At 53.4% G+C, this 26,404-nt stretch carries 26 protein-coding genes; 18 read left to right on the top strand and 8 right to left on the bottom strand.

Features of this window, described 5'->3' with window-relative positions; all coding sequences use genetic code 11:
- Positions 1–7 precede the first annotated feature (7 nt).
- From LMED105_RS03700 to LMED105_RS03690, 3 genes are all read left to right on the top strand, one after another.
- Positions 8–3,172 (top strand): efflux RND transporter permease subunit, encoded by a 3,165-nt coding sequence (locus tag LMED105_RS03700; RefSeq protein WP_008248295.1) that lies wholly within the window; start codon positions 8–10, stop codon positions 3,170–3,172.
- Positions 3,165–4,610 carry an efflux transporter outer membrane subunit gene (locus LMED105_RS03695; protein WP_008248294.1) on the top strand — a complete coding sequence of 482 codons (1,446 nt, stop codon included), beginning with the start codon at positions 3,165–3,167 and terminating at the stop codon, positions 4,608–4,610. The genes LMED105_RS03700 and LMED105_RS03695 overlap by 8 nt, the downstream gene beginning before the upstream one ends.
- A 145-nt stretch (positions 4,611–4,755) precedes the next feature.
- Complete coding sequence (locus LMED105_RS03690; protein WP_008248293.1) at positions 4,756–5,091, top strand: YegP family protein; 336 nt, start codon at positions 4,756–4,758, stop codon at positions 5,089–5,091.
- Between the two features lie 59 nt (positions 5,092–5,150).
- Here LMED105_RS03690 and LMED105_RS03685 read toward each other — a convergent pair whose 3' ends face one another.
- Entirely contained in the window at positions 5,151–5,420 is a 270-nt protein-coding gene (locus LMED105_RS03685) for a toxin-antitoxin system HicB family antitoxin (RefSeq protein WP_008248292.1), read from the bottom strand.
- Positions 5,421–5,852 carry a putative toxin-antitoxin system toxin component, PIN family gene (locus tag LMED105_RS03680; RefSeq protein WP_198006787.1) on the bottom strand — a complete coding sequence of 144 codons (432 nt, stop codon included), beginning with the start codon at positions 5,850–5,852 and terminating at the stop codon, positions 5,421–5,423.
- A gap of 127 nt (positions 5,853–5,979) precedes the next feature.
- Between LMED105_RS03680 and LMED105_RS03675 the strand changes: the two genes are divergently transcribed.
- The 7 genes from LMED105_RS03675 (at position 5,980) to LMED105_RS03645 (ending at position 13,227) form a co-directional block, all read left to right on the top strand.
- A complete protein-coding gene (locus LMED105_RS03675; protein ID WP_008248290.1) occupies positions 5,980–6,942 on the top strand; it encodes a metal-dependent hydrolase in 963 nt (320 codons plus the stop codon).
- Between the two features lie 15 nt (positions 6,943–6,957).
- Positions 6,958–9,138 (top strand): acetyl-CoA hydrolase/transferase C-terminal domain-containing protein, encoded by a 2,181-nt coding sequence (locus tag LMED105_RS03670; protein WP_008248289.1) that lies wholly within the window; start codon positions 6,958–6,960, stop codon positions 9,136–9,138.
- Between the two features lie 93 nt (positions 9,139–9,231).
- Positions 9,232–9,618 (top strand): hypothetical protein, encoded by a 387-nt coding sequence (locus LMED105_RS03665; RefSeq protein WP_156799516.1) that lies wholly within the window; start codon positions 9,232–9,234, stop codon positions 9,616–9,618.
- Positions 9,619–9,681: 63 nt separating this feature from the next.
- On the top strand, positions 9,682–9,966 hold the full coding sequence (locus LMED105_RS03660; protein ID WP_008248286.1) for a hypothetical protein: 285 nt from the start codon (positions 9,682–9,684) through the stop codon (positions 9,964–9,966).
- Complete coding sequence (locus tag LMED105_RS03655; protein ID WP_008248285.1) at positions 9,963–11,387, top strand: TolC family protein; 1,425 nt, start codon at positions 9,963–9,965, stop codon at positions 11,385–11,387. The genes LMED105_RS03660 and LMED105_RS03655 overlap by 4 nt, the downstream gene beginning before the upstream one ends.
- A 17-nt stretch (positions 11,388–11,404) precedes the next feature.
- Positions 11,405–12,832, top strand: a complete 1,428-nt coding sequence (locus LMED105_RS03650; protein ID WP_008248284.1) for a multicopper oxidase family protein — start codon at positions 11,405–11,407, stop codon at positions 12,830–12,832.
- A gap of 23 nt (positions 12,833–12,855) precedes the next feature.
- Positions 12,856–13,227 (top strand): copper-binding protein, encoded by a 372-nt coding sequence (locus LMED105_RS03645; protein WP_008248283.1) that lies wholly within the window; start codon positions 12,856–12,858, stop codon positions 13,225–13,227.
- An 11-nt stretch (positions 13,228–13,238) separates the two neighbouring features.
- On the opposite strand, the gene LMED105_RS03640 is transcribed toward LMED105_RS03645, so the two are convergent.
- The 3 genes from LMED105_RS03640 to LMED105_RS03630 are packed head-to-tail and all read right to left on the bottom strand — an operon-like array spanning position 13,239 to position 16,315.
- Positions 13,239–14,003 carry a histidine phosphatase family protein gene (locus tag LMED105_RS03640; RefSeq protein WP_008248282.1) on the bottom strand — a complete coding sequence of 255 codons (765 nt, stop codon included), beginning with the start codon at positions 14,001–14,003 and terminating at the stop codon, positions 13,239–13,241.
- Between the two features lie 6 nt (positions 14,004–14,009).
- Complete coding sequence (locus LMED105_RS03635; protein WP_008248280.1) at positions 14,010–15,086, bottom strand: phosphotransferase family protein; 1,077 nt, start codon at positions 15,084–15,086, stop codon at positions 14,010–14,012.
- Positions 15,086–16,315: an acyl-CoA dehydrogenase family protein gene (locus LMED105_RS03630; protein WP_008248278.1), complete on the bottom strand. Its 1,230-nt coding sequence runs from the start codon at positions 16,313–16,315 to the stop codon at positions 15,086–15,088. The genes LMED105_RS03635 and LMED105_RS03630 overlap by 1 nt, the downstream gene beginning before the upstream one ends.
- Positions 16,316–16,399: 84 nt before the next feature.
- Here LMED105_RS03630 and LMED105_RS03625 point away from each other — a divergent pair, with 84 nt between their 5' ends.
- The 4 genes from LMED105_RS03625 (at position 16,400) to LMED105_RS03610 (ending at position 19,408) form a co-directional block, all read left to right on the top strand.
- Entirely contained in the window at positions 16,400–17,533 is a 1,134-nt protein-coding gene (locus LMED105_RS03625; protein WP_008248277.1) for an SMP-30/gluconolactonase/LRE family protein, read from the top strand.
- 15 nt (positions 17,534–17,548) lie between these two features.
- A complete protein-coding gene (locus LMED105_RS03620; protein ID WP_008248276.1) occupies positions 17,549–18,052 on the top strand; it encodes a Dps family protein in 504 nt (167 codons plus the stop codon).
- Between the two features lie 91 nt (positions 18,053–18,143).
- The gene (locus LMED105_RS03615; protein ID WP_008248275.1) at positions 18,144–18,692 is read left to right on the top strand and encodes a sigma-70 family RNA polymerase sigma factor; all 549 of its coding nucleotides are present in this window, start codon (positions 18,144–18,146) and stop codon (positions 18,690–18,692) included.
- Positions 18,689–19,408, top strand: coding sequence for an anti-sigma factor domain-containing protein (locus LMED105_RS03610; RefSeq protein ID WP_008248274.1), 720 nt, complete (start codon positions 18,689–18,691; stop codon positions 19,406–19,408). The genes LMED105_RS03615 and LMED105_RS03610 overlap by 4 nt, the downstream gene beginning before the upstream one ends.
- Before the next feature lie 65 nt (positions 19,409–19,473).
- On the opposite strand, the gene LMED105_RS03605 is transcribed toward LMED105_RS03610, so the two are convergent.
- The gene (locus LMED105_RS03605) at positions 19,474–21,258 is read right to left on the bottom strand and encodes a DUF4394 domain-containing protein (RefSeq protein ID WP_008248270.1); all 1,785 of its coding nucleotides are present in this window, start codon (positions 21,256–21,258) and stop codon (positions 19,474–19,476) included.
- Positions 21,259–21,346: 88 nt separating this feature from the next.
- Positions 21,347–22,057 carry a Crp/Fnr family transcriptional regulator gene (locus LMED105_RS03600; RefSeq protein WP_008248269.1) on the bottom strand — a complete coding sequence of 237 codons (711 nt, stop codon included), beginning with the start codon at positions 22,055–22,057 and terminating at the stop codon, positions 21,347–21,349.
- A gap of 142 nt (positions 22,058–22,199) precedes the next feature.
- On the opposite strand from LMED105_RS03600, the gene LMED105_RS03595 reads away from it, so the two are divergent.
- On the top strand, positions 22,200–22,721 hold the full coding sequence (locus LMED105_RS03595) for a DUF962 domain-containing protein (protein ID WP_008248268.1): 522 nt from the start codon (positions 22,200–22,202) through the stop codon (positions 22,719–22,721).
- Positions 22,722–22,749: 28 nt separating this feature from the next.
- Here the strand turns inward: LMED105_RS03595 and LMED105_RS03590 are convergent, their stop codons facing one another.
- Complete coding sequence (locus LMED105_RS03590) at positions 22,750–23,082, bottom strand: DUF1840 domain-containing protein (RefSeq protein WP_008248267.1); 333 nt, start codon at positions 23,080–23,082, stop codon at positions 22,750–22,752.
- A 90-nt stretch (positions 23,083–23,172) separates the two neighbouring features.
- Between LMED105_RS03590 and LMED105_RS16115 the strand changes: the two genes are divergently transcribed.
- The 3 genes from LMED105_RS16115 to LMED105_RS03575 are packed head-to-tail and all read left to right on the top strand — an operon-like array spanning position 23,173 to position 26,404.
- Entirely contained in the window at positions 23,173–23,715 is a 543-nt protein-coding gene (locus LMED105_RS16115) for a hypothetical protein (RefSeq protein ID WP_008248266.1), read from the top strand.
- The gene (locus tag LMED105_RS03580) at positions 23,715–25,025 is read left to right on the top strand and encodes a nitrate/nitrite transporter (RefSeq protein WP_008248265.1); all 1,311 of its coding nucleotides are present in this window, start codon (positions 23,715–23,717) and stop codon (positions 25,023–25,025) included. Before LMED105_RS16115 ends, LMED105_RS03580 begins: the two co-directional genes overlap by 1 nt.
- 2 nt (positions 25,026–25,027) lie before the next feature.
- Positions 25,028–26,404 carry a heterodisulfide reductase-related iron-sulfur binding cluster gene (locus LMED105_RS03575; protein ID WP_008248263.1) on the top strand — a complete coding sequence of 459 codons (1,377 nt, stop codon included), beginning with the start codon at positions 25,028–25,030 and terminating at the stop codon, positions 26,402–26,404.

The raw sequence follows: 26,404 nt of genomic DNA, 5'->3' as shown, positions 1-26,404 counted from the left end.
GTAACACATGTTTTCGAAATTTTTTATCGACCGGCCTGTGTTTGCGGCCGTATTGTCGATTTTCATCATGCTGGCGGGTTTGGCCGCCATGCGTGGTTTGCCAATTGCCCAGTACCCTGAAATTGCACCGCCTGTCGTTCAGGTTCGCGCAGTGTACCCCGGTGCTTCGGCGGAAGTGATTGCCAGCACCGTGGCCGCACCCATTGAAAACGCTATCAATGGTGTGGAAGACATGATGTACATGAGTTCGACTTCGGCCAGCAGTGGCGTGGTTGAAATCATGGTGACGTTCGAGATTGGCACCGACCCTGACCAGGCCGCCCTGAACGTGAACAACCGCGTGAAGCAGGTGGAAAACATCTTGCCGCAGGAAGTGCGCAGGCAAGGTGTGACTGTGAACAAGGGTTCATCGTCATTCTTGCAGGTGTTGGCGTTTTACTCTGAAGATGGCCGGTTTGACGACTTCTACACCTCGAACTACGTGACCTTGAACGTGCTGGACCGCATCAAGCGTATTCCGGGTACAACCAACGTCCAGATTTTTGGTGCAAAAGACTATGCCATGCGAATCTGGATTAAACCCGATCGCATGGCCCAGTTGAAGTTGACCGCGGGTGACATTGCCGCTGCACTGAACGAGCAAAACGCGCAGTTTGCGGCAGGCAAGGTGGGCCAGGCGCCCAACAACAACGGACAGGAGCTGGTCTACACCGTCACAGCTCAAGGGCGTTTGAGTGAGCCAGAGGAATTTGAAAACATTTTGATTCGTGTGAATCCGGACGGATCTTCACTTCGCTTGAAAGACGTGGCCCGAGTGGAACTGGGTTCCAAGGATTACGACTTCACAGGTCGAATCAATGGCAAACCAGCCACCCTGGTGGGCGTGTTTCTGCAGCCCGGTGCGAACGCACTGGATGTGGCTCAAACTGTGAAGAACACAGTGGATGAAATTGCTGCAGACTTTCCGGAAGGGCTTGACTATGCAGTGCCGTACGACACCACACGTTTCGTGGAAGTGTCGATTCGCGAAGTGGTAAAAACGCTGATCGAAGCGATGATCCTTGTGTTCATTGTTGTGTACGTGTTTTTGCAGAACTGGCGTGCCACGCTGATTCCAATCGTGGCTGTGCCGGTGTCCCTGTTGGGCGCTTTCGCTGGCTTGTACCTGCTGGGTTATTCCATCAACACCTTGACTTTGTTCGGCATGGTGCTGGCCATTGGTATTGTGGTGGACGACGCGATTGTGGTGCTGGAAAACGTTGAACGAATCATGCACGAGGAAGGCTTGAGCGCCCGCAAGGCTGCGATCAAGGCCATGCAGGAAGTGACCGGCCCGGTGATTGCGATTGTGCTGGTGTTGTCGGCCGTGTTTATTCCGATTGGTTTCCTGGGTGGTTTGACTGGTGAGTTGTACCGGCAGTTTGCGATCACCATCGCGATCGCCGTGATTGTGTCAGGCATTGTTGCCTTGACCCTGACGCCAGCACTGTGCGTATTGCTGCTTAAGCATGAACACAAAAAACCGGGCAAGTTTTTCACCGCATTCAACAACTGGTTTGCGCGTGTAACCAGCAAGTATGTGGGTGGTGTGAAATTCATCAGCATGCGCCCGGCCATCGGTATCGGCCTGTTTTTGGTGATGCTGGTTGTGACCGCTGGTTTGTTCAGGGCCACTCCAGGCTCATTGGTGCCAGATGAGGACCAAGGCTACTTTATTGCTGCGGTGTTTTTGCCGGATGGCGCCACATTGCAGCGCACGGACAAGGTGGTTGCTGAAGTGGTGGATGCGGTGGCAGCCAACCCGGCCAACGAGTATTCAGTGGCATTTACAGGCTTCGACTTTTTGGGTGGCAGCTTCAAGAACAATGCTGCGACCATGTTTGTCACCCAACGCCATTGGGACGACCGCGAGGCCGTGACCACAGACTTGGTCGGTGAGTTGTTCGGCCGCACGGCGGGTATTCAGGAAGGTTTGGTATTGGCCTTTGCACCGCCCCCAATTTTCGGTTTGGGCAATGCTGGTGGCTTTGAGTTTTACATTCAAAACCGTGGCGAGGGTGGGCCAGCCGAATTGGCCAAAGTGATGAACGCCTTCATGGCCAAAGCCAATGCCGATCCGCGACTGGCAGGTGTTCAAACCCTGTGGCGCCCGGGAACCCCGCAGTTGTATGTCGACGTAGACCGCGAACGTGCGCGCGCAATGGGCGTGAATGTGAACGAGGTATTTGACACGTTGGCCGCCAGCATGGGCACTTACTACGTGAACGACTTCAACAAGTTTGGTCGCACCTGGCAGGTGTTGATGTCGGCGGATGCGCAATATCGCAAAAGCCCGACTGACATCGGCAACATGTACGTGCGTTCCAACAAAGGCGAGATGATTCCAATTTCAGCCTTTGCCAAGGTAGAGTTTTCCCAGGGGCCGGAAACTTTGGAGCGTTTTAACAATCTACCAGCAGTCAAGTTGCTGGGCAGTGGTGCACCCGGCATTAGTTCAGGCGAGGCCATTCAAGCAATTGAGGACATTGCCGCTGAAGTGTTGCCCGACGATTTCAGCTACGACTTTTCCGGCGCATCGTTTCAGGAAAAGCGTTCTGAAGGATCATCCAGCTTTGCGCTGGTCTTGGGTGCCTTGATGGTGTTCCTGATTCTGGCTGCACAGTATGAAAAGTGGACTCTGCCGTTCTCGGTGCTGCTGGCCATGCCGTTCGGCTTGTTCGGTGCATTGCTGGCGGTGTGGATGCGCGACATGACCAATGACGTGTATTTCCAGATCGGCTTGGTCACGCTGCTTGGTCTGGCTGCGAAAAATGCGATTTTGATCGTGGAATTTGCGGTGTTGAAGCGTGAAGAAGGCATGAGCGCCCTGGAGGCATCACTGGAAGCAGCCCGTTTGCGGTTCCGCCCCATTTTGATGACTTCGTTTGCGTTTATTCTGGGCGTTGTTCCATTGGCATTCTCAAGCGGTGCTGGTGCAGGTGCACGCGCCGCTGTGGGTACCGGGGTAATGGGTGGCATGACAGCCGCCACATTGCTGGCCATTTTCTTTGTGCCCCTGTTTTACCGTTTGATTGATCGCGGTGAAAAAGGTGGACGACAACATGGTGATGAAGAGGAAGCAAATGATTCATCCAATCAAACTAAAACAAACAAAGGGGGCGAGCATGTTTAAAGCCCTTCCAAAAACTGCAATCGCCTTGGGTTTAACCTTGGCGTTGACGGGCTGTGCATCCAGCATCCCCTTGCTGGACAGGTTCACCGTCAAGCCAGAGCAACCCGTTGAAGTTGCCGTGCCTGAAAACGTCAAAGGCGTGGGCATGAAGGACATTCAAAACGAGGCGTGGTGGTCGCTGTTGGGCGATTCCAGTCTGGTCGCCGTGGTTGAACAGGCCTTGAAGAACAACACGGATGTTCGCCTGGCCAATGAGCGCCTGAATGAAGCGGGTGCTGTGCTGGGTATTGCGAAGTCGCAGCAATGGCCTTCCATTTTTGGTCAGTTCACCAGCGGGCGCAATCGCCCCTCACAGGCGGGTAACGTGCCTGTGTTTGGTGGTCAGAATGTGTATGAAAGCAATCAGATCGGCTTGGGCGCCAGTTGGGAGCTGGACCTGTGGGGCCGAATTGGTGCGCTGGAAGACGCAGCGCGTGCAAGTTTCATGCAGCAGGGCTACAACGTGCGTGGCGCGCGTTTGAGCGTGGCTGCAACAGCCGCTTCTTTGCACACTCAGGTGCGTGTATTGCGCCTGCAGGTGAAAGTGCTGGAGCAAACACTGGAAAGTCGCGATGCAGCTTACAAGTTGGCCAAGCAGCGTTACGACGTGGGTTTGAGCAATGAACTGCAGTTGCGCCAAACCGAAGCCGAGCTGCTGGCCGTGCGTGCACAACTGCCCGACACGCGTGAGCAATTGTCCAGGGCTGAGAATGCTTTGGCCGTGATTGTGGGTGGCAACACCCCGGCATTGCCACCCTTGGGTGTGGACAACTTGAACTTGACCAGCATATTCATCTTGCCTGAGAACACACCTTCTGAATTGCTGCTGCGCCGCCCCGATCTGGCAGCGGCAGAACAGCAATTGCTGGCAGGTGAAGCCAATCTGGAAGCGGCCCGCAAAGCCTTTTTCCCAACCATTGGCCTGAGTGCTTTTGGTGGTCGTGAAAGTGCTGACTTGAGTGATTTGTTCACTGGGCCCGCGAAAATCTGGAGCTTTCAGTCTCAGATTACACAGCCGATTTTTCAGGCAGGTCGTTTGACGAATGAACGAGATGCAGCCATTGCCCGCCGCAATCAAGCGGTGCTGCAGTACGAGGCGAGTGTTCGCACGGCATTCCAGGAAATTTACGATGCAATTGTTGCGCAGCGTGAAGCACGTGAGCGTTTGCAGGCTCGTCAGGAGCAGGTTCAAACCCTGACTCAGGTGGTTCGCCTTGCCCAATTGCGCGTGGACAATGGCGTGGCCAATCAGCTTGAACTGCTGGATGCACAACGCAATTTGCTGAATGCACAACTGAGTTGGGCTGCAGCCTGGCAAAGTCAACAGGGTGCAACCCTGGCCATGATTCGTGCCTTGGGCGGTGGCTTTAATGCTGAGCAGGTGGCCTTGAAAGAGTAAGCGATTTGCACTTCAGCACTTGAAACGGCGACCGGGCAACTGGTCGCCGTTTTTGCTTGATGCATTGAACTTTCACCGGCCTGTGATATAACCAAAATGGGTTAACCCAAAGCATTTACCAAACACTAAAGCAAAGGAGTTGGAGATGGCAGGTTATTTTGAATTAAGCAAAAGCAGCGATGGTCAGTTTCGATTTGTGCTGAAAGCAGGCAATCATGAAACCATTTTGACCAGCGAGCTTTACAAAACAAAAGCAGCCGCTGAAAACGGAATTGAGTCAGTTCAGAAAAATTGCGGTGACGCTGCACGCTACGAGAAAAAAGTGGCTGCCAATGGCAAGCACCATTTCAACCTGAAAGCTGCCAATCACCAAATTATTGGTTCTAGCCAGATGTACGCCAGCGAGGCTGCATGTGACAACGGAATCGAGTCGGTGAAAACCAATGGCAAGTCGACCACTGTGAAAGATTCGACCGCTTAAGATTTACTTGCGCAATTACAAATCATGCGGCGTTTTAGCCGCATGGTTTGTTGCACTGCTTATTTTTTTTGGTTGAGTTTGTATTCCACCGTTGAGTCGTGGAGAGTTTTATCGCCACGCGCCTTCGCCAGTAAATGGAGGCCCTCTTCCACCGGGGTTTGCATGCCACGCATGGCCCTGACTTGAAAACGGGTTTCAGCGTCAAATTCAGCCAGCATTTGAGTGGTCATTTCATCAATTAGCGCATTGAGCGGAATGCCACGCGCCTTGGCCAGTGCTTTTAGGCGAGCGTGTTTTTCATCGGACAGACGCACAGTTAGAGCCGCCATTCAAACCTCCTTTAAAAGCTGGTTTGGGGTCAGAATTCTTAAGCCATCAAAGAATAACTCAGTGCCTTTGAAGTCTTTGATATTTTGGGTCACGATCACCTCTGCATTGCCGGCAATCGCCAGTTCAATTAGATGATTGTCTGCCTCATCGCGAAGATTGGGGCGCCAATTGAAATAAATTTTTTGAAGATTACATTTTGAGAAAAACAAATCCAGAAGCTTGCTTCTTTCGGTGTCATTCAGGCGGCTTGATTTGAATAGAACCGGTCTGGACAGCACAGCTTCATACTTATTGATCAAGGCGGTGCCGATTAATGGATGAATCTTTTCAAGAAGCACCGCCTCGATTACGCGAGTGCTGTCGCCGTTGCCAAGGCAGGCTGAAATAAACACGTTGGTATCAATTACAACAATCATGATTAATGGTAGCATTTTTGCCACCACAGTACATCTTTCATTTCCCTAGAGCAAATCCACTATCGGTTCTGTAACTTCCCGGTTATGATCAAATCATGACATCAAAGAATGTCATCCTAAACAAAGCCGTCGGAGACCCACCATGACCGCCACTACAGCTGCGCGAAGAAAAGCCGCCCGTCCTGCGTCAAATACTGACGTGCCTTTGAAACAACGCAATGTGAAATTTGATTGGTCGGAAACGCCGATTGACTGGATTCCGAATGAGCCCTACGCCAGTTATTTCATCAACGAGATCAACCTGATTTTGCCTGCTGGCGAATTCTGGTTTTGCCGTCTTTATAACAAGGCCTTGCCCTGGATCACCGATGAAAAGCTGAAAGAAGATGTGCGTGGTTTTATCAAGCAGGAGGCCATGCATGCGCGTGGGCACAGCTCGGCCACCGAGGAATACCTGGCAGCGCGCGGCATCAAGACCGAGCGCAATCAGCAGTTGATGAAATGGTTGTTTGATGTGGTGCTTGACGACACACCTTTCGGTAAAAAAGTACCTGCGTGGTTGGAGCGCCGTTGGTTGTTGGCGCGCCTGGGCTTGGTGGCCACCATTGAACACATGACCTGCGTATTGGGCATGTATGTGCTTGAAAATAAAAAATGGGACGAGCTGAATTCGGACCAGGTGTTGCTGGACCTGATTCGCTGGCACGGTGCTGAAGAAGTGGAGCACCGCAGTGTGGCATTTGATTTGTACAAGCATTTGGGTGGCGATTATTTGTCGCGCTATTACCTGGCGGCCGTTGTAGTGCCCATGATTATTGGCTTGTGGGTGGACGGTGCGGCCAATATTGCCGGGCAAGATCCTCGTTTTGCCAAGAAAAAACCCGCGGTTTACAAGCCGTGGATGTGGGTTGAATGGTTCAAGGCCTCGCGCAAGCAGTTATTGCCCAACCCGCTTTGGCTGGTGATGCAGCAGTTGCCTTATTTCAGCCCATGGTACGATCCTTCCAAAGAAGGTTCGACGGAATTGGCACAGGCCTATTTGAGTCAGTCCCCGGCTGCCATGGCCGCCGGCGCGATTGCAGCGAATATGAAGGTGCCTGCTTAACTTTTGCGAGAATTCATGCCCACACACCGCACAACAAAACCCCTGATTCTGGACAATGTTGAGCAGTGTGTGGACCAAATTCTTGAGCGCCTGGGCAATCACATCAAGGTGGGCTTGCCACTGGGCTTGGGCAAACCCCCCGAGCTGATCAACGCCCTGTACCTGCGCGCTAAAGCGGATTCATCCATTCATTTGACAATACTCACTGCGCTGTCTCTGGAAAGACCAGTGGCAAGCTCGGAAATTGAGGCCGCTTTTCTGAAACCTTTTGTAGAGCGCGTGTGGGGCGACTGCCCCGACCTGCTCTATGCGGTCGATGCCACGCAGGGCAAATTGCCTGTCAATGTCAAACTGCACGAGTTTTTCTTCAAACCAGGCAGCCGCATGGACAACGCGAATGCCCAGCAAAATTATGTCAGCACCAACTACACCACCGCGGCTCGAGATATCTATGAACAAGGTTGTAACCTGGCCATGCAAGCCGTATGCAAACCTGACGACGGTGAGGCTCTTGAATATTCCCTGAGTTGCAACCCGGACACATCGCTTGAACTGGTGCGTTTGTTGCGAGAAGGAGAAAGGCCGCACCTGTTGGTGGGTTTGGTGAACCAGAACTTGCCCTACATGGCGCACAGTGCTGTGGTGCCGAGCGAAGAATTTGACCTGGTGGTTGACCACCCGCGTTACACGACCACGCTGTTCTCGACGCCCAAGTTGCCCGTGGACATTGCCGATTACGCTTTGGGCTTTTATGCCAGCGCGCTGATTAAAGATGGCGGCACATTGCAGGTGGGTATTGGTGCATTGGGTGATGCCGTGGTGCATGCGCTTGGCCTGCGGCACACCGACAACGCGAATTACTGCCGGGTATTGGGGGCGATGAATTGGCCGGAGGAAAGTGGTGCGCTTGTAGAGCGGATTGGTGGCAAACAACCCTTTAAAACCGGCTTGTATGGCGCCACGGAAATGTTTGTGGACGGCTTTTTGCATTTGATGCAAAAGGGTGTGTTAAAGCGCAAGGTGTATGAGCACTGGGCGTTGCAGCGCTTGATCAATTTGGGCAAGTGCAATCCCGATCAGCTCAGCGCATCGATTCTGGACGATTTGTTTGAATTGGGTGTGCGTGAAATTACGCCCCGCGATTTTGAGGTGCTCAAGCGGCATGGCCTGTTGGTCGAGCGCGTTTTGCTCGATGGTATTCACCTCGTGTTGCCCAATGGGCAGCGTGTGTTGGCCAACCTGGCCGACAAGGCCACACGCACAGCCTTGGCGAGCAGTGGTCTGGGTGCTTCACTTGTGAATGGTACCGTGCTGCACGCAGGCTTTTTTCTGGGGCCATCGGCAATGTACAACACCCTTAAAAACATGCCGCTTGCCGAACGCAATTCAATCCATATGTTGGGTGTAGAGCACGTCAATCAGCTGGATTTGAACCGCCCTTTGTACAGTGCCCAGCGTGAACACGCGCGGTTTGTAAACACCGGCATTATGGCCACCCTCAGCGGTGCGGTGGTGTCGGATGGTTTGGCGGATGGGCGGGTTATTTCCGGCGTAGGTGGGCAATATAACTTTGTGTCCATGGCGCACAAATTGCCCACTGGGCGAAGTGTTTTGATGATTCGGGCTGTGCGTGAGAATGAACAGAACGGCGAGGCCAGCAGCAATATTGTGTTCAGCTACGGGCATTGCACGATACCCCGGCATCTTCGCGACATTGTGGTCACTGAATATGGCATTGCCGATTTGCGTGCAAAATCCGATTCTGAGGTGGCCAAAGCCTTGATCAATATTGCCGATTCGCGGTTTCAAGGCGACTTGCTCAAGCAGGCCAAGGCTGCCAAAAAAATTGAGGAAAACTATCAAATTCCCGAAGATTTTCTGGGTAATACGCCCGAGAACCTGGCTCGCCGCTTGGGGGCATTGGTTAAAGAGAATGTACTACCTCCTTTTCCATTGGGTTGCGATTTTACCGAACAGGAATGGGTGTTGGCCCAAGCGCTGAAAGGGGTAAAAGCCCAAGCCGCAACAACATCCAAATGGAAGTTGCTTTTGAAAACCTGCCTGGCTGATCCATCGCCCGAGTCGGCCCTGCCTTACCTTGAAAGAATGAAGTTGACCCATCCGCAAAAATTACAAGACAAAGTGGTGCGCATGTTGTTGGTCGAACAATTGAAGCGATTGAAAGTCTTGGGGTAAATCCTCGCCAGGGTTACAACTTTCCCTAGCTTGCCCTGTCTCAACCAGAGTGGTATGTTGCCGGTTATGACAAAAATGGTTCGAACCCTTCTTATGTGGCTGATGTTGCTTGCGTTGCCTGTCCAAGGCATGGCGCAGGCCAGCATGTTTGCCTGTCATTTGAATGGTAATTCGACCAGTGCTGGTCAAGCGATCGACCACAGCTCCATGGACCATGGCGCGATGAGCCACGACAGCATGGATCACAGCATGCATAAAATGGATGGGCAAGCCGATCCTGATTCTTCCAAAAAACTGATGAAGTCGCTGCACGGTTGCTGTAACTGCGCACCCACCTGTGCAGTGGTGCTGTTGCCCGTGGCACAGGCCAGCTTCAATGCCATTCAGCAGGATGCAACGCACCCTGTTTCTGAGCCACAACTGCCTTACTCCGCCGATACTCGGCGAATAGACCGACCGCCCAAAACCCTCGCCATTTAATTCGTGGGCATGTCAGGCTGAACGCGCCTGCATGCCATGTGTATTGAATGATTGCGAGGATCTATGAAGTCCTATTTCTTATTCGCACCCTTGTTGCTGGCATTCGCTTTGCCCGCGAATGCCGAACAGGCTGTGCAAGAACTTGAATACCAATCGGCATTTGAAGGCTATCAAGCCTATTCTGATTCTGAAATACAAAACTGGCCCAAGGCGAATCAACTGGTTGATGAAATCGGTGGTTGGCGCGTGTACGCACGCGAGCCTTACGAGGACAAGACCAAGGATGAACCGGCAGAATCCAAACAGGCTACCCAACCCCATGTTCACAAACACGGGGGTGCCCAATGAACACGCCCCATTTATTGAAAAAAACAGCTATTTCATTGGCCGTGCTGGTGTTGGCGGGTTGTGCGTCGGTGAATATTAATGAATCGGTGGACCAAACCAATCAGGAATTGAATGGTTTCACCAACGGTAATTTGAGCCTTGTTCAGACCGATGAACAACGCCAGGCCATGGCTTCTAAGGCCAGCGAAATATTGAAAGAGCCTTTGAGCCAGCCTGCGGCGGTGGAGTTGATGCTGACCCACAGCCCGCAGTTTCAAACCGTGTTGGCCGAGAATTGGGCCCAGGCTGCGCAAGCCGCGCAAAGTGGCCGAATTCACAATCCGGTGTTTGCGTTTGAGCGTTTGCGGATCAAAGATGAGCTGGAATTGGGGCGTTTGCTGAGTTTTGGCCTGCTCGATTTACTCAGCTTGCCAGCCCGGCAAGGCATTGCCCGCACGCAACTTGACCGGGCGCAGCTACAGTTGACCAGCAGTGTAGTGGACCAAGTGACCCAGGTTCGTCAAGCCTGGGTGGATGCGGTTGCGGCACAACAGGCTTACACCTATGCCCAACAAGTGTTTGAAAGCGCACAGACCAGCGCTGAATTGGCCCGCCGCATGCAGGAAGTGGGTAACTTCACCCGTTTGCAGCGCGCGCGCCAGCAAAGCTTTTATGCCGATGCAGCGCTAAACCTTGCGGCCACCCGGCACAAAGCCACGGCTATGCGTGAGGCACTGGTGCGCATGTTGGGTTTGACTACCGATCAGGCTGCGCAACTGAAGTTGCCCGATCGTTTGCCCGATTTGCCCCAGGCCCCGAAAGCCCCTTCGGAGGTGGCCAAACAAGGTGAAAACCGATTGGATGTGCGCATGGCCAAACAGGGCTTTGATGCCAGTGCAAAAGCGCAAGGCTTGGGCAATGTCGCCAGTTTTCTGGACATTGAGGCCGGCATTCGCTACGACACTGTTTTTGAAAACGACACTGGCGAGCGCAACAACAAAAAAGGGTATGAGCTTGAATTGGCCCTGCCAATTTTTGATTGGGGTGGCATGAAGCGTGATGCCATGAACGCCAACACACTGGCTGCCGCCAATCGGCTTGAAGCCACCTTGCGCAGTGCGCAATCCACGTTGCGGGAAAGCTATTCCGCTTACCGCACCACCTATGACATTGCACGCCACTATCGCGACGAAATTATCCCACTGCGGCAAACCATCGCCGATGAAAACGTGCTGCGTTACAACGGCATGTTCATCGGGGTGTTCGAGCTGTTGGCAGACAGCCGCGACCAAGTGAACGTTGTGGTGCAAGCCATCAATGCCCAGGCCGATTTCTGGCGGGCCGATGCCGCTTTGCAAGCCACCGTGGTGGGCAAACCCATGATGGTGTCGGTCAGTGGCGCGGCGGCAAGTGCTGGCGGCGACGCTGGCGGTGGCCATTAAATCAAAGGATTCTAAACATGACTTCCAGACGTGAATTTTCAAGGCGAGAGTTTTTTAAGGCCGCTGCACTGACAGGCGGCGCGGTGGCTGCGGCCAGCGTCAGCAAAGTGGCTATGAGCGCTTTGCCTGAACCCATTTTGCAAACCTCGCCCGACACCATGCCCCCTTTGGTGCCCAACAGCGGGCGGCCCTACAACCCGGTGGTCACCTTGAATGGCTGGACATTGCCCTGGCGCATGAACAACGGCGTGAAGGAATTCCATTTGGTGGCTGAACCCGTGCTGCGGGAAATGGCCCCGGGCATGACGGCCCACCTGTGGGGCTACAACGGGCAAAGCCCAGGCCCCACCATTGAGGTGGTGGAGGGCGACCGCGTGCGGATATTCGTAACCAACAAACTGCCCGAACACACCAGTATTCACTGGCACGGCCAGCGATTGCCCAACGGCATGGATGGTGTGACCGGTTTGAACCAGCCAGGTATTCCAGCCGGTAAAACCTTTGTGTATGAATTTGAAGCACGCAGGCCCGGAACCTTTATGTACCACCCGCATGCAGATGAAATGGTGCAAATGGCCATGGGGATGATGGGCTTCTGGGTCACACACCCCAAGAACAAGAATCCGTTGATCAGCGAAGTGGACCGCGATTACTGCTTCTTGCTGAACGCCTATGACATTGATCCCGGTGCTTACACACCGAAAATCATGACCATGCTCGACTTCAACCTGTGGACCTGGAACAGTCGCCTGTTTCCGGGTATTTCACCTTTGGTGGCACGCAAAAATGACCGAGTGCGTTTGCGTGTTGGCAACCTGACAATGACTAATCACCCCATTCACATTCATGGCCATGAATTTGAAGTGACTGGTACCGATGGTGGGCCCACACCGAAAAACTCACGCTGGCCTGAAGTAACCGTGGACATTGCGGTGGGCCAAATGCGGCAAATGGAATTCATTGCCAGCGAGGAAGGCGACTGGGCATTCCATTGCCACAAAAGCCACCACACCATGAATGCCATGGGCCACGATGTGCCCACCATGATCGGCGTGGACCACCGGGGCATGACCAAAAAAATCACGAATCTGATTCCTGATTACATGGCCATGGGTGAGCGCGGCATGGCCGACATGGCTGAAATGCAAATGCCGCTGCCCGACAACACCATTCCAATGATGACGGGTGACGGACCATTTGGTTCGGTCGAAATGGGTGGCATGTTCAGCATGCTGAAGGTGCGCAAGGATCAGAAACCCGGTGATTATTCCGACCCTGGTTGGTACAAGCACCCCGAAGGCACGATTGCGTATGAGTTTACGGGTGAATTGGCCAAGCCCAAACGCAGCAGCAGTGCCGGGCAGCCCAGCATGAAGTTGGCACAGAAGAATCAGCCGCACATTGAATTGCAGGTGCGTAAACCCACAGGCCACGCTGGCCATTGATTGTTTTTTAAAGGAGTAAAACCATGAAAAATACATTGAAACTGAGTGCAATTGCTGTGGCTATTTTGAGCGCAGGTGCAGCCTACGCAGCCGACCACACAGTGCATGTGATTGAAAATCAACAACGCATGGAAGCCGAGGCCAAAGCCAAGGCGAAAGCCGCAGCTCAATCTGAAATGGCCGATGGCGAAATTCGCAAAATCAACAAGAACACCGGCAAGATCACGGTCAAGCACGGTGAAATCAAAAGCGTTGAAATGCCACCCATGACCATGGTGTTTGGTGTGGCTGACAAAGCCATGCTGGAAGGCTTGAAAGAAGGTGACAAGGTGAAGTTCAACGTGAAGCAGGAAGGTTCGAACTACACCGTAACCGAGATCAAGAAAGCGCAGTAACCGACCAAGGTTTACCGATAGGAAATCAGGCCATTGGGTTTGGCGGCAAATGCCTCCAGCCCATTGGCTTGATCTGCCAACACGCCTGCAATTTCACCTTCGAAATGGGCCTGCTCATTGAAGCTGGCCAGGCTGATTCCCCGTTGACCAAACAACAGTTTGCTGACACTGCAATTGGTGATCATCCAGTTCAGGTTAAATGCATTCGCATCGGGCAATTGCAACAGGTTTTGCGTAACCGCAGTAATCGGCCCGCCGGAAGTGAATACCGCCACATTGGCTGAGCCCGTGCCTTGTTTCAGTTGCATGGCTTGCGCTGTTACTGCACCCAATCCACTCATCACCCGGGTTTTGAAAGTTCGCCAACTTTCGGGGTAATCAGAATCGTGTTCACCGCTCACCCAGCGCGCAATCGCTTTTTCAAAAATCTGTTGAAATGCTTTGCGGGGGTCTGCGTTCTGCATTACTTGTTGCTCGAAGGCATCGGGGTCGTCGTACTGACCAATCAACGCCTGCAATATGGCCTCGTGGTCGTACTCATTCAAACCCGCATGCTGCACCGGTTCTTGAAACACACCGTAGGTGCTTGCAAAAGCCTGGGCGGTTTGCAAATGCCTGTTCATGCTGCCACTAAAAAAGCCATGCAATCGAATTTTCCGGGCCTTGAACCAGGCGCCTAGCTGTGCTGCTTGTAGTTGTCCAAGATCCGACAAATTGTCGTAATCAGCACTGTCAAAGCTGGCTTGCCCGTGGCGGATTAAATAGATGGTTCCCATGCGTGTTCAGCCCAGTTTTCTGATCAGCGATTTGCAACGCCAATCAAAATAATTCACCATGATCCAGAAGTTTTTGAATGCCGGGTTGCGGGTTTGCTTGTGGTGGTAGCGGTAATAAATTTGTTGGGCGATCACGGCGATCCGGAACAAGCCAAATACCTCGTAGAAGGTCCAGTTGTTGGTGTGTATGCCGGTTTTCTGCATGTAGTAGTCCACCATTTCCTGGCGCGTCATCATGCCGGGAAGGTTGGAAGGTTGCCGTTGCAGCATCTTCATCAAGAAGTTGTCGTCGCCTTGTACCCAATAAGTAATCACACTGCCCAGGTCCATCAGTGGGTCGCCCACGGTGGCCAATTCCCAGTCCAGCGTGCCGATAATTTCGGTGGGCTTTTCCGGGTTCAGCACCACATTGTCAAGCCGCCAGTCATTGTGAATCATGCACAGTTTCACATCTTCGGGGCAGTTCAAATCAAGCCAGCGGCGTACCTTGTTGAATGAACTCACGTTCCAGGTGCGTGCTTTTTCGTAGCGTTGATTCCAGCCATCCAGCTGGCGGCGGGTGTAGCCGCTGCCTTTGCTCAGGGCATTCAAGCCGCTGTCGTGAATATCGATCTGGTGTAGCTCAATTAATCGATCCAGAAAGTTGATGCTTAGTTGCCGGGCCTGTTCCCGGTCTAGCTGTGCACCGCGGGGCATGTGCTTGCGCGGAATAATGCCTTCGATTCGGTGCATCACATAAAACTCGCTGCCAATCAGCGACTCATCTGCGCAGTGCCCCACCATGTTTGGCACATAGGGGTACACCGGCTTTAGCAGGCTTTGAATGCGAAACTCGCGGCCCATGTCGTGCGCACCTTTGGCCTTGGTGCCTTTGGGTGGGCGGCGCAGTATCAAATCAGCCTCCGGGTACTTCAGCCGATAGGTCCAGTTCGAGGCCCCACCCGAATACTGAGTCAACTCCGGTTTGTCGCTTAGCGTCAAACCCTGCGTACGCAGCCAGCCGGTCACCACGTCGGTGTTTAATTCTTCGCCTGGTCGAACTGCAGTGCCTACATCCAATACCGATTTCGCTGAACCAGTCATTATTTGAAACCCCGCTTCATCATTTCAATGCGGGCAATCACGCCTTTGTGAACTTCATCGGGGCCATCGGCCAGGCGCAGGCTACGTGCTTGAATGTAAAAGCCGGAAAGCGGAGTGTCGCGGCTAACGCCCGCGCCGCCGTGCATTTGAATGGCCATGTCCACCACCTGTTCCAGCACATTGGGCGCCACCACTTTAATGGCTGCAATCTCGGTCATGGCCTGTAGCGCACCGACCTGGTCCAGTTTCCAGGCTGCGTACAGGGTCAACAGGCGTGCCTGGTCGATTGCCAGGCGAGCCTCGGCCACACGTTCGCGGTTGCCGCCCAAATTAATCAATGGTTTGCCAAAGGCCACGCGTGAGATACCACGCTTGATCATCAGGTCCAGCGATTCCTCGGCGGCGCCAATGCAACGCATGCAATGGTGAATGCGACCAGGGCCCAGTCTGCCTTGTGCAATTTCGAAACCTTTGCCCAAGCCGGCAATCACGTTGCCTTGGGGCACGCGCACATTGTTGAATTCCACCTCGCCGTGGCCGTGGGGTTCATCGTAAGTCCCGAACACCGGCAACATGCGTTTGATGGAAACGCCCGGCGTATTCAAAGGCACCAGCACCATGGTGTGTTGGTGATGGCGGTCCAGGTCAGGATTTTCTGTGCGCGCCATCACAATGGCTATTTTTGCACGCGGGTCGCCAATACCACTGCTCCACCACTTGGTGCCGTTGATCACCACTTCGTCGCCTTCCAGGGTGGCGGTGGCTTGCATATTGGTGGCGTCGCTGCTGGCCACATCGGGTTCAGTCATGCAAAACACAGACCGGATTTCACCAGCAAGCAGGGGCTCCAACCATTCTTTTTTCTGCTCGGCATTGCCGTATTTCCACAGCACTTCCATGTTGCCGGTGTCGGGCGCATTGCAGTTGAACACTTCAGGTGCCATCAGGCTGCGGCCTGTTTCTTCGGCCACCAGCGCATATTCCATGGTGCTCAGGCCCGCACCCAGTTTGTCGTCGGGCAAAAACATATTCCACAGGCCCGCCTCGCGCGCCTTGCTTTTCAGGGCCTCCATTTCCGGGGGTATGCGCCAGTTGACCCACTCGCGACCATTGCACTGGGCCTCAATTTTGTCCCAGTAAGCGGCCTCTAGCGGGGCAATTTCGTTTTTCATGAAGGCGCGGACGCGCTTTACAAAGTCTTGCGCCTTGGCGCTGGGCTCAAAATTCACAACGTGTCTCCTGGTGTTTCTTGGTGTTCGGCTTGTTTCCTCCGATATCATCCATGCTAACGGAAATTTCAAGGTGTCAACAACATGCGTGCTTTGGGCAAAGTTTTGATTACAGTGGTATTGCTGCCGGTGGTCGTTATTGGTGGTGTCGTGGTGTTTGGTTCTACGCCTGTGGAGCCTGTGGCCTGGAAGCCAGCGCCCATGCCCAGCCTGAGTTCAGGCCCCTATGCCAGCAACAGTTTGCTGCAAGATGCACAAGTGTTTGGTACCTACAACCTGCTGCAGCCAGAGTCCATTGCACCTGGTCCAGACGGATTGCTATACACAGGTATGAACACCGGTGAAATTGTTCGTTTCGACCCGGCAAAACTGCAGGTGCCTGAAAGCCCCCAAACAACCCCTTTTGATCTGATTGGCAACACCAAAGGCCGCCCCCTGGGTTTGGTGTTTCATCCCGAAGGTTATTTGGTGGTTGCCGATGCAATCAAAGGTTTGTTGAAAGTCACCATGCAAGGCGAAGTCACGGTACTGTCGACTGGGTCCGAAGGCGTGCCATTCAAGTTTGTAGACGATGTGGCTGTGAGTGCAGATGGTCGTTTTGCCTATTTCTCGGACGCTTCCAGCAAGTTTGACTTGAACAGCTACGTGCTCGATGTTCTTGAACATGGCCCCAACGGACGATTGCTTCAATATGATTTTCAAACAGGTGAAACCAAAACGTTACTGAGTGGCTTGCAGTTTGCCAACGGCGTCACAATTTCAAAAGCAGGCGATTATGTGCTGGTCAACGAAACCGGCGAATACCGCATTCTGCGCTATTGGTTACAAGGCGAAAAGGCTGGAACCAGCGATGTATTGATCGATGGCCTGCCCGGTTTCCCGGACAATATTCGCACGGACGCCGATGGAAACTATTGGGTTGCTGTACCCAGTTTACGTGACCCGCTGCTGGATTCGCTCGCCGACAAACCTGCTGTTCGCAAAGCGATGGCAAAATTATTGAACTACGTTCAATTCCCGATCAAACCCAAGGCCATGGCGCTGGCAATTAACCCGCAAGGCACCGTGATTGCCAACCTGCAAGCTGAGAAGGCTGGTGCTTACTATTATTACGTGACGCAGGTGACGCCCTTTGATGGCAAACTGTACTTTGGGTCTGTGCACATCAACGGGGTTGCAACTATTTCCAATCCACTGGGTCAGTCACCCATCGAATAGAACAGGAGAGAGAAAATGGCCAAAGCAGCAAAGAAACCTGACATGCCCTCCATTAACATCGGTATCCCCGATGCCAAGCGTGCCGCGATTGCCCAGGCCCTAAGCCGCCTGCTGGCCGAAACCTACACCTTGTACCTGACCACGCACAACTTCCACTGGAATGTGACCGGTAAAATGTTCAATACCCTGCACACCATGTTCATGGGGCAGTACACCGAAATGTGGAATGCAGTGGACCCGATTGCCGAACGTATCCGGGCGCTTGGTTTTCATGCACCAGGCTCCTATGCCGAATTCTCGAAGTTAAGCACTTTGAAAGATGCGCCTGCCAAGCCACCCAAGGCCATGGAAATGGTGGAAATTCTTGCCAAAGGTCACGAGGCGATTGCACGCACCGCTCGCGAAATTTTTCCTATCATTGAAGACGGCGATGACCAGCCCTCTGCTGATTTGCTGACACAGCGCATGGACATTCACGAGAAAACTGCCTGGATGTTGCGTGCCTTGCTGGAGGATTAATTCAGCTTGTTTGTTTTAACCCAAGCGGGGGGCCACCTTGTTTTTGCCCTCCCTTTTGCATCTGTTTCACCTTGCAGCGAGTAGTGTTAACGTGACCGACAAATATTCTACTGACCCAAGCGACTTTGACTACGAGGCGGCACTTTTGGCCTGTGCGCGTGGTGAAAAGTTTGCATTGCAGGCCATTTATGCGCGTGACAGCCGCTGGTTATTTTCGGTGGCCTATCGAATCGTGAAACGGCGTGAACTGGCCGAAGAGGTTTTGCACGATGCCATGGTCAAGGTTTGGAATCGATCTCGGTTATACTCTCCCGCCTTGGGATCTGCGCGCGGTTGGGTGTACACGGTGGTGCGCAACCAAGCGTTAAATACTGTGCGCAAGCGCTTGATGGAAGTGTCTTCCGAAGAGCACGACGTGCCGGAATTGTCGACCAACGACAATCAAGAGTTGGCCCAAGAAGCCGAAAAGCTCAGTGCATGTTTGGGAAAACTGGACGAAACCAAACGCAACGCCATTGTATTGGCCTTCGTAGATGGGTACACCCATGAGCAAATTGCAGAACGATTGAATTCGCCCCTCGGCAGTGTCAAAAGCTGGATACGCCGGGGATTGTTGAAATTGAAGGAGTGTTTGTCATGACAGAGACGACGCAGACAGAAGCCAAGATTGTTGAGGCTGGCGAGTACGTGCTCGGCGTAATGACAGACGCTGAGCGACAGGATTTCGAGCGACGCTTGAACCAGGATCCCGAGTTGGCCAAAGAAGTGAGCAGCTGGACTGAACACTTCGCCGCCATGTCCAGGAAGTTTGAGCAAGAACCTGTGAGTGCCAAGGTGTGGGCCAAAGTGGACCGTTCTATTGCCATGGCTGGCGAAAAAACTGCTTCAGCAGTGGCCGCGCTTTTTGCTTGGTTGTGGAAAGGGTGGGCTGTAGCAGCCAGCGCTGCAGTGGTAGTGCTGGGCGTGCAGTTGTTTGGTGCCAGTCAACAACTCAATGATGGGCCCCGCTACGTGGCAGTGATGAAAAGCCCCGATAAAACCACCGAATGGCTGGTGGAAGCGCGCCCGAACGACACCATTCGCGTGTATCAAATTGGTGGTTTGCCCATTGAAGGCAACCCCGCCAACATGGGCAAAAGCTTGCAGCTATGGACCAAAGCACCCACCGATGCTGGCCCAACCTCATTGGGTTTGATGGAATTGGGCAAGCCGCTGGAACTGCCCGCCGACATGCTCCCCAAACTGGTTGAGCAGCAGTTGTTCGAAGTCACGCTCGAACCAGCAGGCGGATCGCCTTTGGGCAACCGCCCTTCCGGTGAAATCATGTTCATTGGTACCGCGGTGGCGTTGAAGTGAATTCGATGGTGTGAATAAAAAAGCCCCGGTCTAACAGACCGGGGCTTTTTGCTTCTACAACTTGATTACTGTTGGTTGTAGATAATCGCCAAATCGCGAAGGTCGGCTGGGCCGGTGGCGCCACCAATTTGGTTGGTAGCGCCCGTGCCGATCAGTGCCCCAGCAGCGGTCGCTGCACCAGTTCCCAGGTTAATGTCAAACAGGCTGTATGGGCCGGTCAAACCAACGCGCCCAGCAATCACTCGCGCGCCATCGTCACCGCCCACTACATCAAAGCCGGCGAAGTTGTCCAAGGTGCCACCGATCGCACCGATTTGCCTCAACAAGCCCGTGTTGGGGGGCAGTTGTTGCAGCAAAGTCGAATTGGTGGAATCAATGTCGAACATTTTTGTGGCTGGACTCGGACGGATGGTCGATGAGAAATTGCGGGTGTAGGCAATTTGAGTCACGCTGAAGTCTGCAGCAGCTGGCGTTGGTGCAGCGGCATCAGCTTGCAAGTCACCACCAGCCGCATCGCCGCCGGGTGCAGCCAACCGGTCACGTTCCACAATAGTGGCACCCGTGTCTACGTTGATACGGTAGTTTTCGCCGTCACCAATGCCTGAGCTAACAACTCGCAGGCGGTCTGCTGCTGGGTTGAAGTCGATGCTGTAATTTTTGCCTGCGTCAAATACCAAAGCGCCACCGGCCGTATTGGCATTGCTCAAGCTGGATTCCAGCGTGGCTGCGCCAGTATCGGGGTTAATGGTATACAGCTTGCCGTTCGTGCCATTGCGCACGAAGCCGTATAGTTCTCCAGTTGCTGGGCGTACATCAATGCCCAACAGCTGATCGCCCATGGCCAACCCTGTCACTGCGACTGGGCTGCTAATCGTGTTCGGAGTGCGCAACGAGAAGCTGAACAGGGTTGGCGCAGTCAGTGTGCCGTTCAAGCCAACAACCGTTGGGTTTTCGTTCAATTCAACAGCAAGACCAATCACGTTACCGCTGATGTTGACGTTGCCCAGCAATGCTGCTGCATTGGTTGTGAGAGGAAATGTTTCGGCTGGGTCAGGAATACGCACTGTGTACAAGCCTTTGCTGCCCCCCACTGTGAGTAGCGCATAGCCCACATTGGTTTCAGGGTCGATGTCAAAACCATTGACAGCTGTTGCTGTTACTCCCAATGGAGCAATATCTGTCAACGTGCCCGGGTTTGCGCTTTGTAGTACCAAGCGATTGTTGACAGTGTCGATGTCAAAAAGTCGGGTGCCGCTGGTGCCATCAAACGAGTTGGTGTAAGCCGCGCCTGTTGTCTCTGCGTTGGCTGGGCCACCGTTGATTTCCAGGTCGGTGATTGTTTGTCCTGCTGTTTTGGTAGCACGGCGATCGTTGTCGAGGAAGATACGCAGGTTCTGGCCTGCATCGCTAACTACACGCAGCGCGTCAGCTGCTGGGTTAAAATCCACGCCAAAATTGTCGCCTAGCAAAGTGGCATAAGCGGCGTTTCCGGGTGAGTCATCTGCGGGGTCGGCCACCAAGGTGGCAATAAGAGTGAGCGCGCCAGTGGTGGTGTTGGCAGTGTAAACACGCCCTACATCACTTGCATCTTTGGTCACTACATACAGGTTGCCATTAAAAGGGCGGAAATCCATGCCAATTGCGACTTCGCCGTTGGTCATGAAACCGTTCAATTGGGTGCTGGTTCTTAACTGTGTTGGATTATCCCGGTTTAGAGAAGCCAACTGGTTTGCATCGGTCAGCAGGAACACATCACCTGCGCTCATCGCTGGGGTGTCATCGTCTGAAAAACAACCACCCAACACCAAACTGGACAAAGCCAGTGCCACAAATTTTTTCTTGAATTTCATTTGAATCCCTCTGTCGTTAATGCCTAAAACAGGTGTCAAACCACAAGTCGACACAGAGGGAACACAGCGTGGCGTGTTTTGGATGCAGCTAGTTGATTTGGCCTTTTTTCTTCAAGCCATCAAGATCCAGAATTTCAATATTTCCGCGTCCCAACAACAACAGACCTTCATGCTCCAGCTCCTTCAGCATCTGGTTCACTGTTTGCCGCGAAATTGACAGCATGGCTGAGAGCTTTTCTTGCGACACATGCAGGGTGCGCGCGCTTACGGTGCTGCTGTCCGATCGTATGCCGTAGCCCTCAGCCATTTGCAGCAAACGGCGGGCAAGGCGGGTGGGGGTGGGTAACAGGGCCGCGTCTTCAATGGCTCCAAAAATAAGGCGAACCTTCTGGGTTAACAGCAGGCCAAATTCACGCCAGTAGTTGGGGTTTTCTGAAATTAGTTGATCCAGCAGAGCCTGCCGCACATGAAATACAGTGGCAGGTCCATCCGCCAGCGCGTCGTGGGTTCTGGGTTGACGGTCAAACAGGCAAATTTCTCCAAACCAGTCCGGTGGGTCAATCAGGGTCAGGATTACATGCTTGTCCTCTGCGCCATGTTTGCTGGCCCCCACAATTTGTACCGACCCGCTGAGTACAGCATACAAACCGTCGGCACAATCGCCCCTCGAGAACAGGCGCTGCCCGTTCTGGAACTGACGCAAAACGCCATGCTTTAACAAAGCCTGTTGCAGGTTGCCGGGCAAACTGGCAAACCATTTTCCGCGGTTCAATATTTGTTGAATGTTGTGTGTCTGCATTGTTTTTTTGTTATGTCTCCACCTGTTCTACTAAATTAGCATCAAATGTCAGGCAATTGACAGACCTTTCAGCCTTGATTTGTAACCATACAAGCTCAAAATCAAACGTTTAGAACATTTGCCGCTTCAAGGAGAACAAGCCATGAGAACGTTGGTCGACCAACTGGCAACCTATGCCACGTATCACCGTGACCCACGCAACATTGCCACCCACTTTGTGGGCGTTCCCATTATTGTGTTGTCGGTGTTAATCCTGTTGTCGCGCGTGTCGGTGGATGTGGCCGGTATCGCGGTTACACCCGCCTTGTTGGTTTTTTTGCTGTCCAGCCTGTTTTATCTCAAGCTGAGCCCCACCTATGGCCTGGCCATGTTTGTCATTCACGGCGCGCTACTGCTGACTGCCGGGCATTTTGCAACCTTGAGCACAGCAGCCTGGCTGGGTGCTGGCGTGGGTATTTTTGTGGTGGGCTGGATTATCCAGTTTGTGGGCCATTACTACGAAGGCCGCAAGCCTGCTTTTGTTGATGACCTGATTGGCTTGGCGATCGGCCCACTGTTTGTGGTGGCTGAACTGGGCTTTTTAATTGGCCTGGGCAAGAAAACCCAAGCACAAGTTGAAGCAATTGCAGGCCCAGTGCGCCGCCGCGAAACAGCAAACGCCTAATTACACGCCAGCCAGTGAAGGGGGTTCATCAGAACCCCCAATGCACATCCACTTCTTTTTTCGCCGCTTCTTCCAGCATCTTCAACAAAGGGTAAGCCCTTTGTTCAAGTCCCACATGGTTTTTCAGGGCAATTTTTTCTTCTGCGCTTAGCTCATCTTCATCAATCGGGTTCTCGGCGCGAGCCATGCGTTCGGCATTTACCGCGGCCACCAGTTGTGCATGCGCATGGGCCAAGTCGCGAGGCTCAATCACACCCCGCTCGCTGGGTTCAATGCCCATGATTCGAAACAGTTGGTCTGCATTGGACTTGAACATCACAATGTCGCCGGCTGCTTTTGATTTGAATTTCACAATACCCATTCTGTTCACACTCTGGTTATCACTGCTATTGATCTGTATCAAGAGCCCCTACAATGGAGCACCTGCCTAATTTTCGCCTCAAAGCGCCTCATGAAAACAGCCTTTGCTCAAAGCCGTGCAATTTTCGTTTCCCTGCTCGCATTATGCGCCTTGGTCGCGTGTTCGCCCCAGTTCAACTGGCGGGTGGTACCCAACACCGACATTGGCTACATGGCTACATTTCCTGACAAGCCGGCGCAGGCCACCCGAACCATGGATTTGATCGGGCTTCAAGTGCCGCTGACTTTGCAGGCGGCTCAAATTGAAGGTTTATATTTTGCAGTGGGCACCGTGCCTTTGCAGGGCGACCTTGCTTTACAGGGCCCCGCCTTGCGGGATGCTTTGGCCCAGGCGATTGCCAACAATATTGCCGCTGGTCAAGCAGAAGTAAAGCCCATTCAATGGTTGGGTAAAACCGTGCATGAAATGTCGATCACAGGCAAGTTGTCTTCCGGTGAAGCCGCTTTTGCGCAGGCCCGTTTTTTCGAGCACCAAGGCGTACTTTATGAAGTGTTGATGATGGGCCCTGGTGAAGCAGCCAATCCCGATTCAGCCACTTCCTGGTTTGGTGGCTTTTCCCTGCTGGGGCAGTAATGCAATACAAGCCCCAAAATGTATCGCGTGAAATTGGGCCAGACGGCGTAGAGCACATGTATGTGAATGGCAGCCTCGCCATGCGCATGTTTGTGATCTTTGCGGCTGCGTACATCATGTCCTATGCATTCAGGGCCATCAATGCAGTCATTGCCCAGCCTTTGGTTCAAGAACTCGGACTGACTGCCGGGCAGCTGGGCTTTTTGGCCTCGGCCTATTTTCTGTCCTTTGCCATCATGCAATTACCTGTTGGCGTCATGCTGGATCGTTACGGCCCCAGGCGTGTTGAGGCGGTATTGATCGGTTTTGCAGCGCTGGGTGCCTTGTTGTTTGCCGTTGCTGATTCTTATTTGGTGTTGTGGCTGGGCCGCGCCCTGATTGGTGTGGGTGTGTCGGCATGCTTGATGGCGGCTGTAAAAGCCTACTCGCTGTATTTCAGGCCGCACATGCAGGCTAGCTTGTCGTCGTGGATGCTGGTGGCCGGGTCGTTGGGAGCACTCACCGTGACCACGCCCGTGGAGGCGGCGCTGCCTGCCCTGGGGTGGCGAGGTGTGTTTGGTGTGGCCGCGGTGCTGTGTGTACTGGCCGGTTTTGCTTTGTGGTTTGCTTTGCCTGCGTTGTTCAAACCCCAAAAAACCCAGTCAGTGGCGGACATGGCCCAAGGTTACCGGGCCATTTATGCGCACCCTCATTTTTGGCGTGTTGCCCCCTTGGCGATGATCACGCAAGGGGGGTTCATGGCATTCCATGGTTTGTGGGTAGGCCCTTGGTTCACCAATGTGATTGGGGTCAGCAATGCCCAGGCGGCGCAAAACATGTTCTGGATTTCTGCAGTGCTGATGTTGGGCTATCTGGCCCTCGGTTTCCTGACTCGCAGGGTGTCCAAGGCGGGGGGCGATGAAGATCAAATCATGATGATCGGCATGGGCCTGTCTTTGTTGGTGTTTGCCGTTCAAATTGTGCAGGGCGCGCAATCAAGCCTGTGGGGTTGGTTGATCCATGCTTTCCTGATTTCCTCCGGCATCATGACCTACGCCACCTGCAACAAGCCTTTTCCCAAAAAACTCACGGGTCGGTCCAGTACGGCCTTGAACCTTCTGATTTTTATTGGTGCCTTCAGTATTCAATGGGGCATTGGCATAGGCATTGATACCTTTGTGGCATTGGGGTTGGAGAGTACCGACGCCATGCGGCTTTCGCTGGCCATTTTGTGGACTCTGCAATTGTTCAGTTGGATTTGGTATGCTCGACCTGGACGCAAAGTAAGTCACCTAATTCCGTTTGGGGCAGAACAACAACATCGGGGGTGAGCATGGCTCAGGCTCTTGAGGATGGCAGTAGTCACGAAGCACAGGAGCTTGGAGCCGCTTGGACCAGCCCTGATTACCTCGATGAGCAGCAATGCCTGGCCAGCATGGAGCGAGTGTTCGACGTGTGCGCCACCTGCCGGCGTTGTTTGTCCCAGTGCAGCACATTTCCCGCTTTGTTCGACCTGATTGATGAGTCTGAAGACTCAGAGCTTGGCAGCGTACCAAAATCGCACTATCTTGATTTGGCCAATCACTGTCACCTGTGCGACCAATGCCATGTGGGCCACTGCCCATATAGCGAACCCCATCCACAGCAAATCAACTTTCCAGCCATCATGTTGCGGGCCAAAGCCGTGAAATTTGCCAAGGGCGGTACTCATTTCGGTGCTGCGTTTGAGCGGCACAATCCGTTCTCCCATTTGGCAGGTATTCCGGTGGTTGCCGCGCTGGTCAACATCGCCGCGGGCAGCAGTGCCGTGCGCAAGTGGATTGAACGCGGCACGGGTGTTGATGCACAAGCCTGGTTACCCAAACTGGCGACTCGAACCTTTCTTGCTAGGGAAAGCAGTTTGATGTTGGCCAGCCCAGCGCAGCCCCCTGTGGTGGCAGACCATGTCAGAGTGCCCCGACAGGTGGCCCTATTGGCCAGCTGCTACGTGAATTTGCACGAACCTGAAATTGGTCAGGATTTGATTCAGGTGCTGCAACACAATGACATTGAGTGCGTGGTGGCCGATCTTGAGGGCTGTTGCGGTCAAGCCAAACTGAACATGGGCGATCTTTCCGGTTTTGCTGAATTGGCGCGAATCAACATTCCTCGCTTGTTGGCCTTGGCCCAGCAGGGGTATGCACTGGTGTCCCCAAGCCCACGCTGTGCGCGAATATTTACTCACAACTTGCCTGCTCTTTTCCCGGCCAATGCCGAAATTCAGCAAGTGAAGGAAGCGTTTTGGGCGCCTACGGAATACCTGATTGCCCTGCACGGCGAAGATGCCTTGAAAACTGATTTCGTCCATTCTTTGGGCAAAGTGAACTATCACGAACCTTTCTTGGGCGGTGCTCATTTGGGTATTGCCAGGCACACCGAGGCTTTGTTGGCCTTAATACCTGACACTGAGGTAAACGTTGTCAAGGGCAGCCCTGGCTTTGGTGGTGACTGGGGTAGTCGGCGTGAGCACTTTCCTATGGCCATGAAAATAGGGCGGCAGGTAGTGCGGCAAATGGCCGACCAGGCCCCCGATTATTTGTCGACAGACTGTCAATTGACGGGGAGGCAAATTGCCTGGGGTATTGAAAGCCTTGGCCTTTCACAAACCCCCGATAAAAAACCGGAACTGGTGCATCCACTGAGCTTGCTGCGAATGGCTTACGGGTTGTGA

The organism is Limnobacter sp. MED105, assembly GCF_000170915.1.
Classification (GTDB): domain Bacteria; phylum Pseudomonadota; class Gammaproteobacteria; order Burkholderiales; family Burkholderiaceae_B; genus Limnobacter.
Note: the sequence above shows the minus strand (reverse complement) of the source record. Positions and strands in the feature narration are given on the sequence as shown.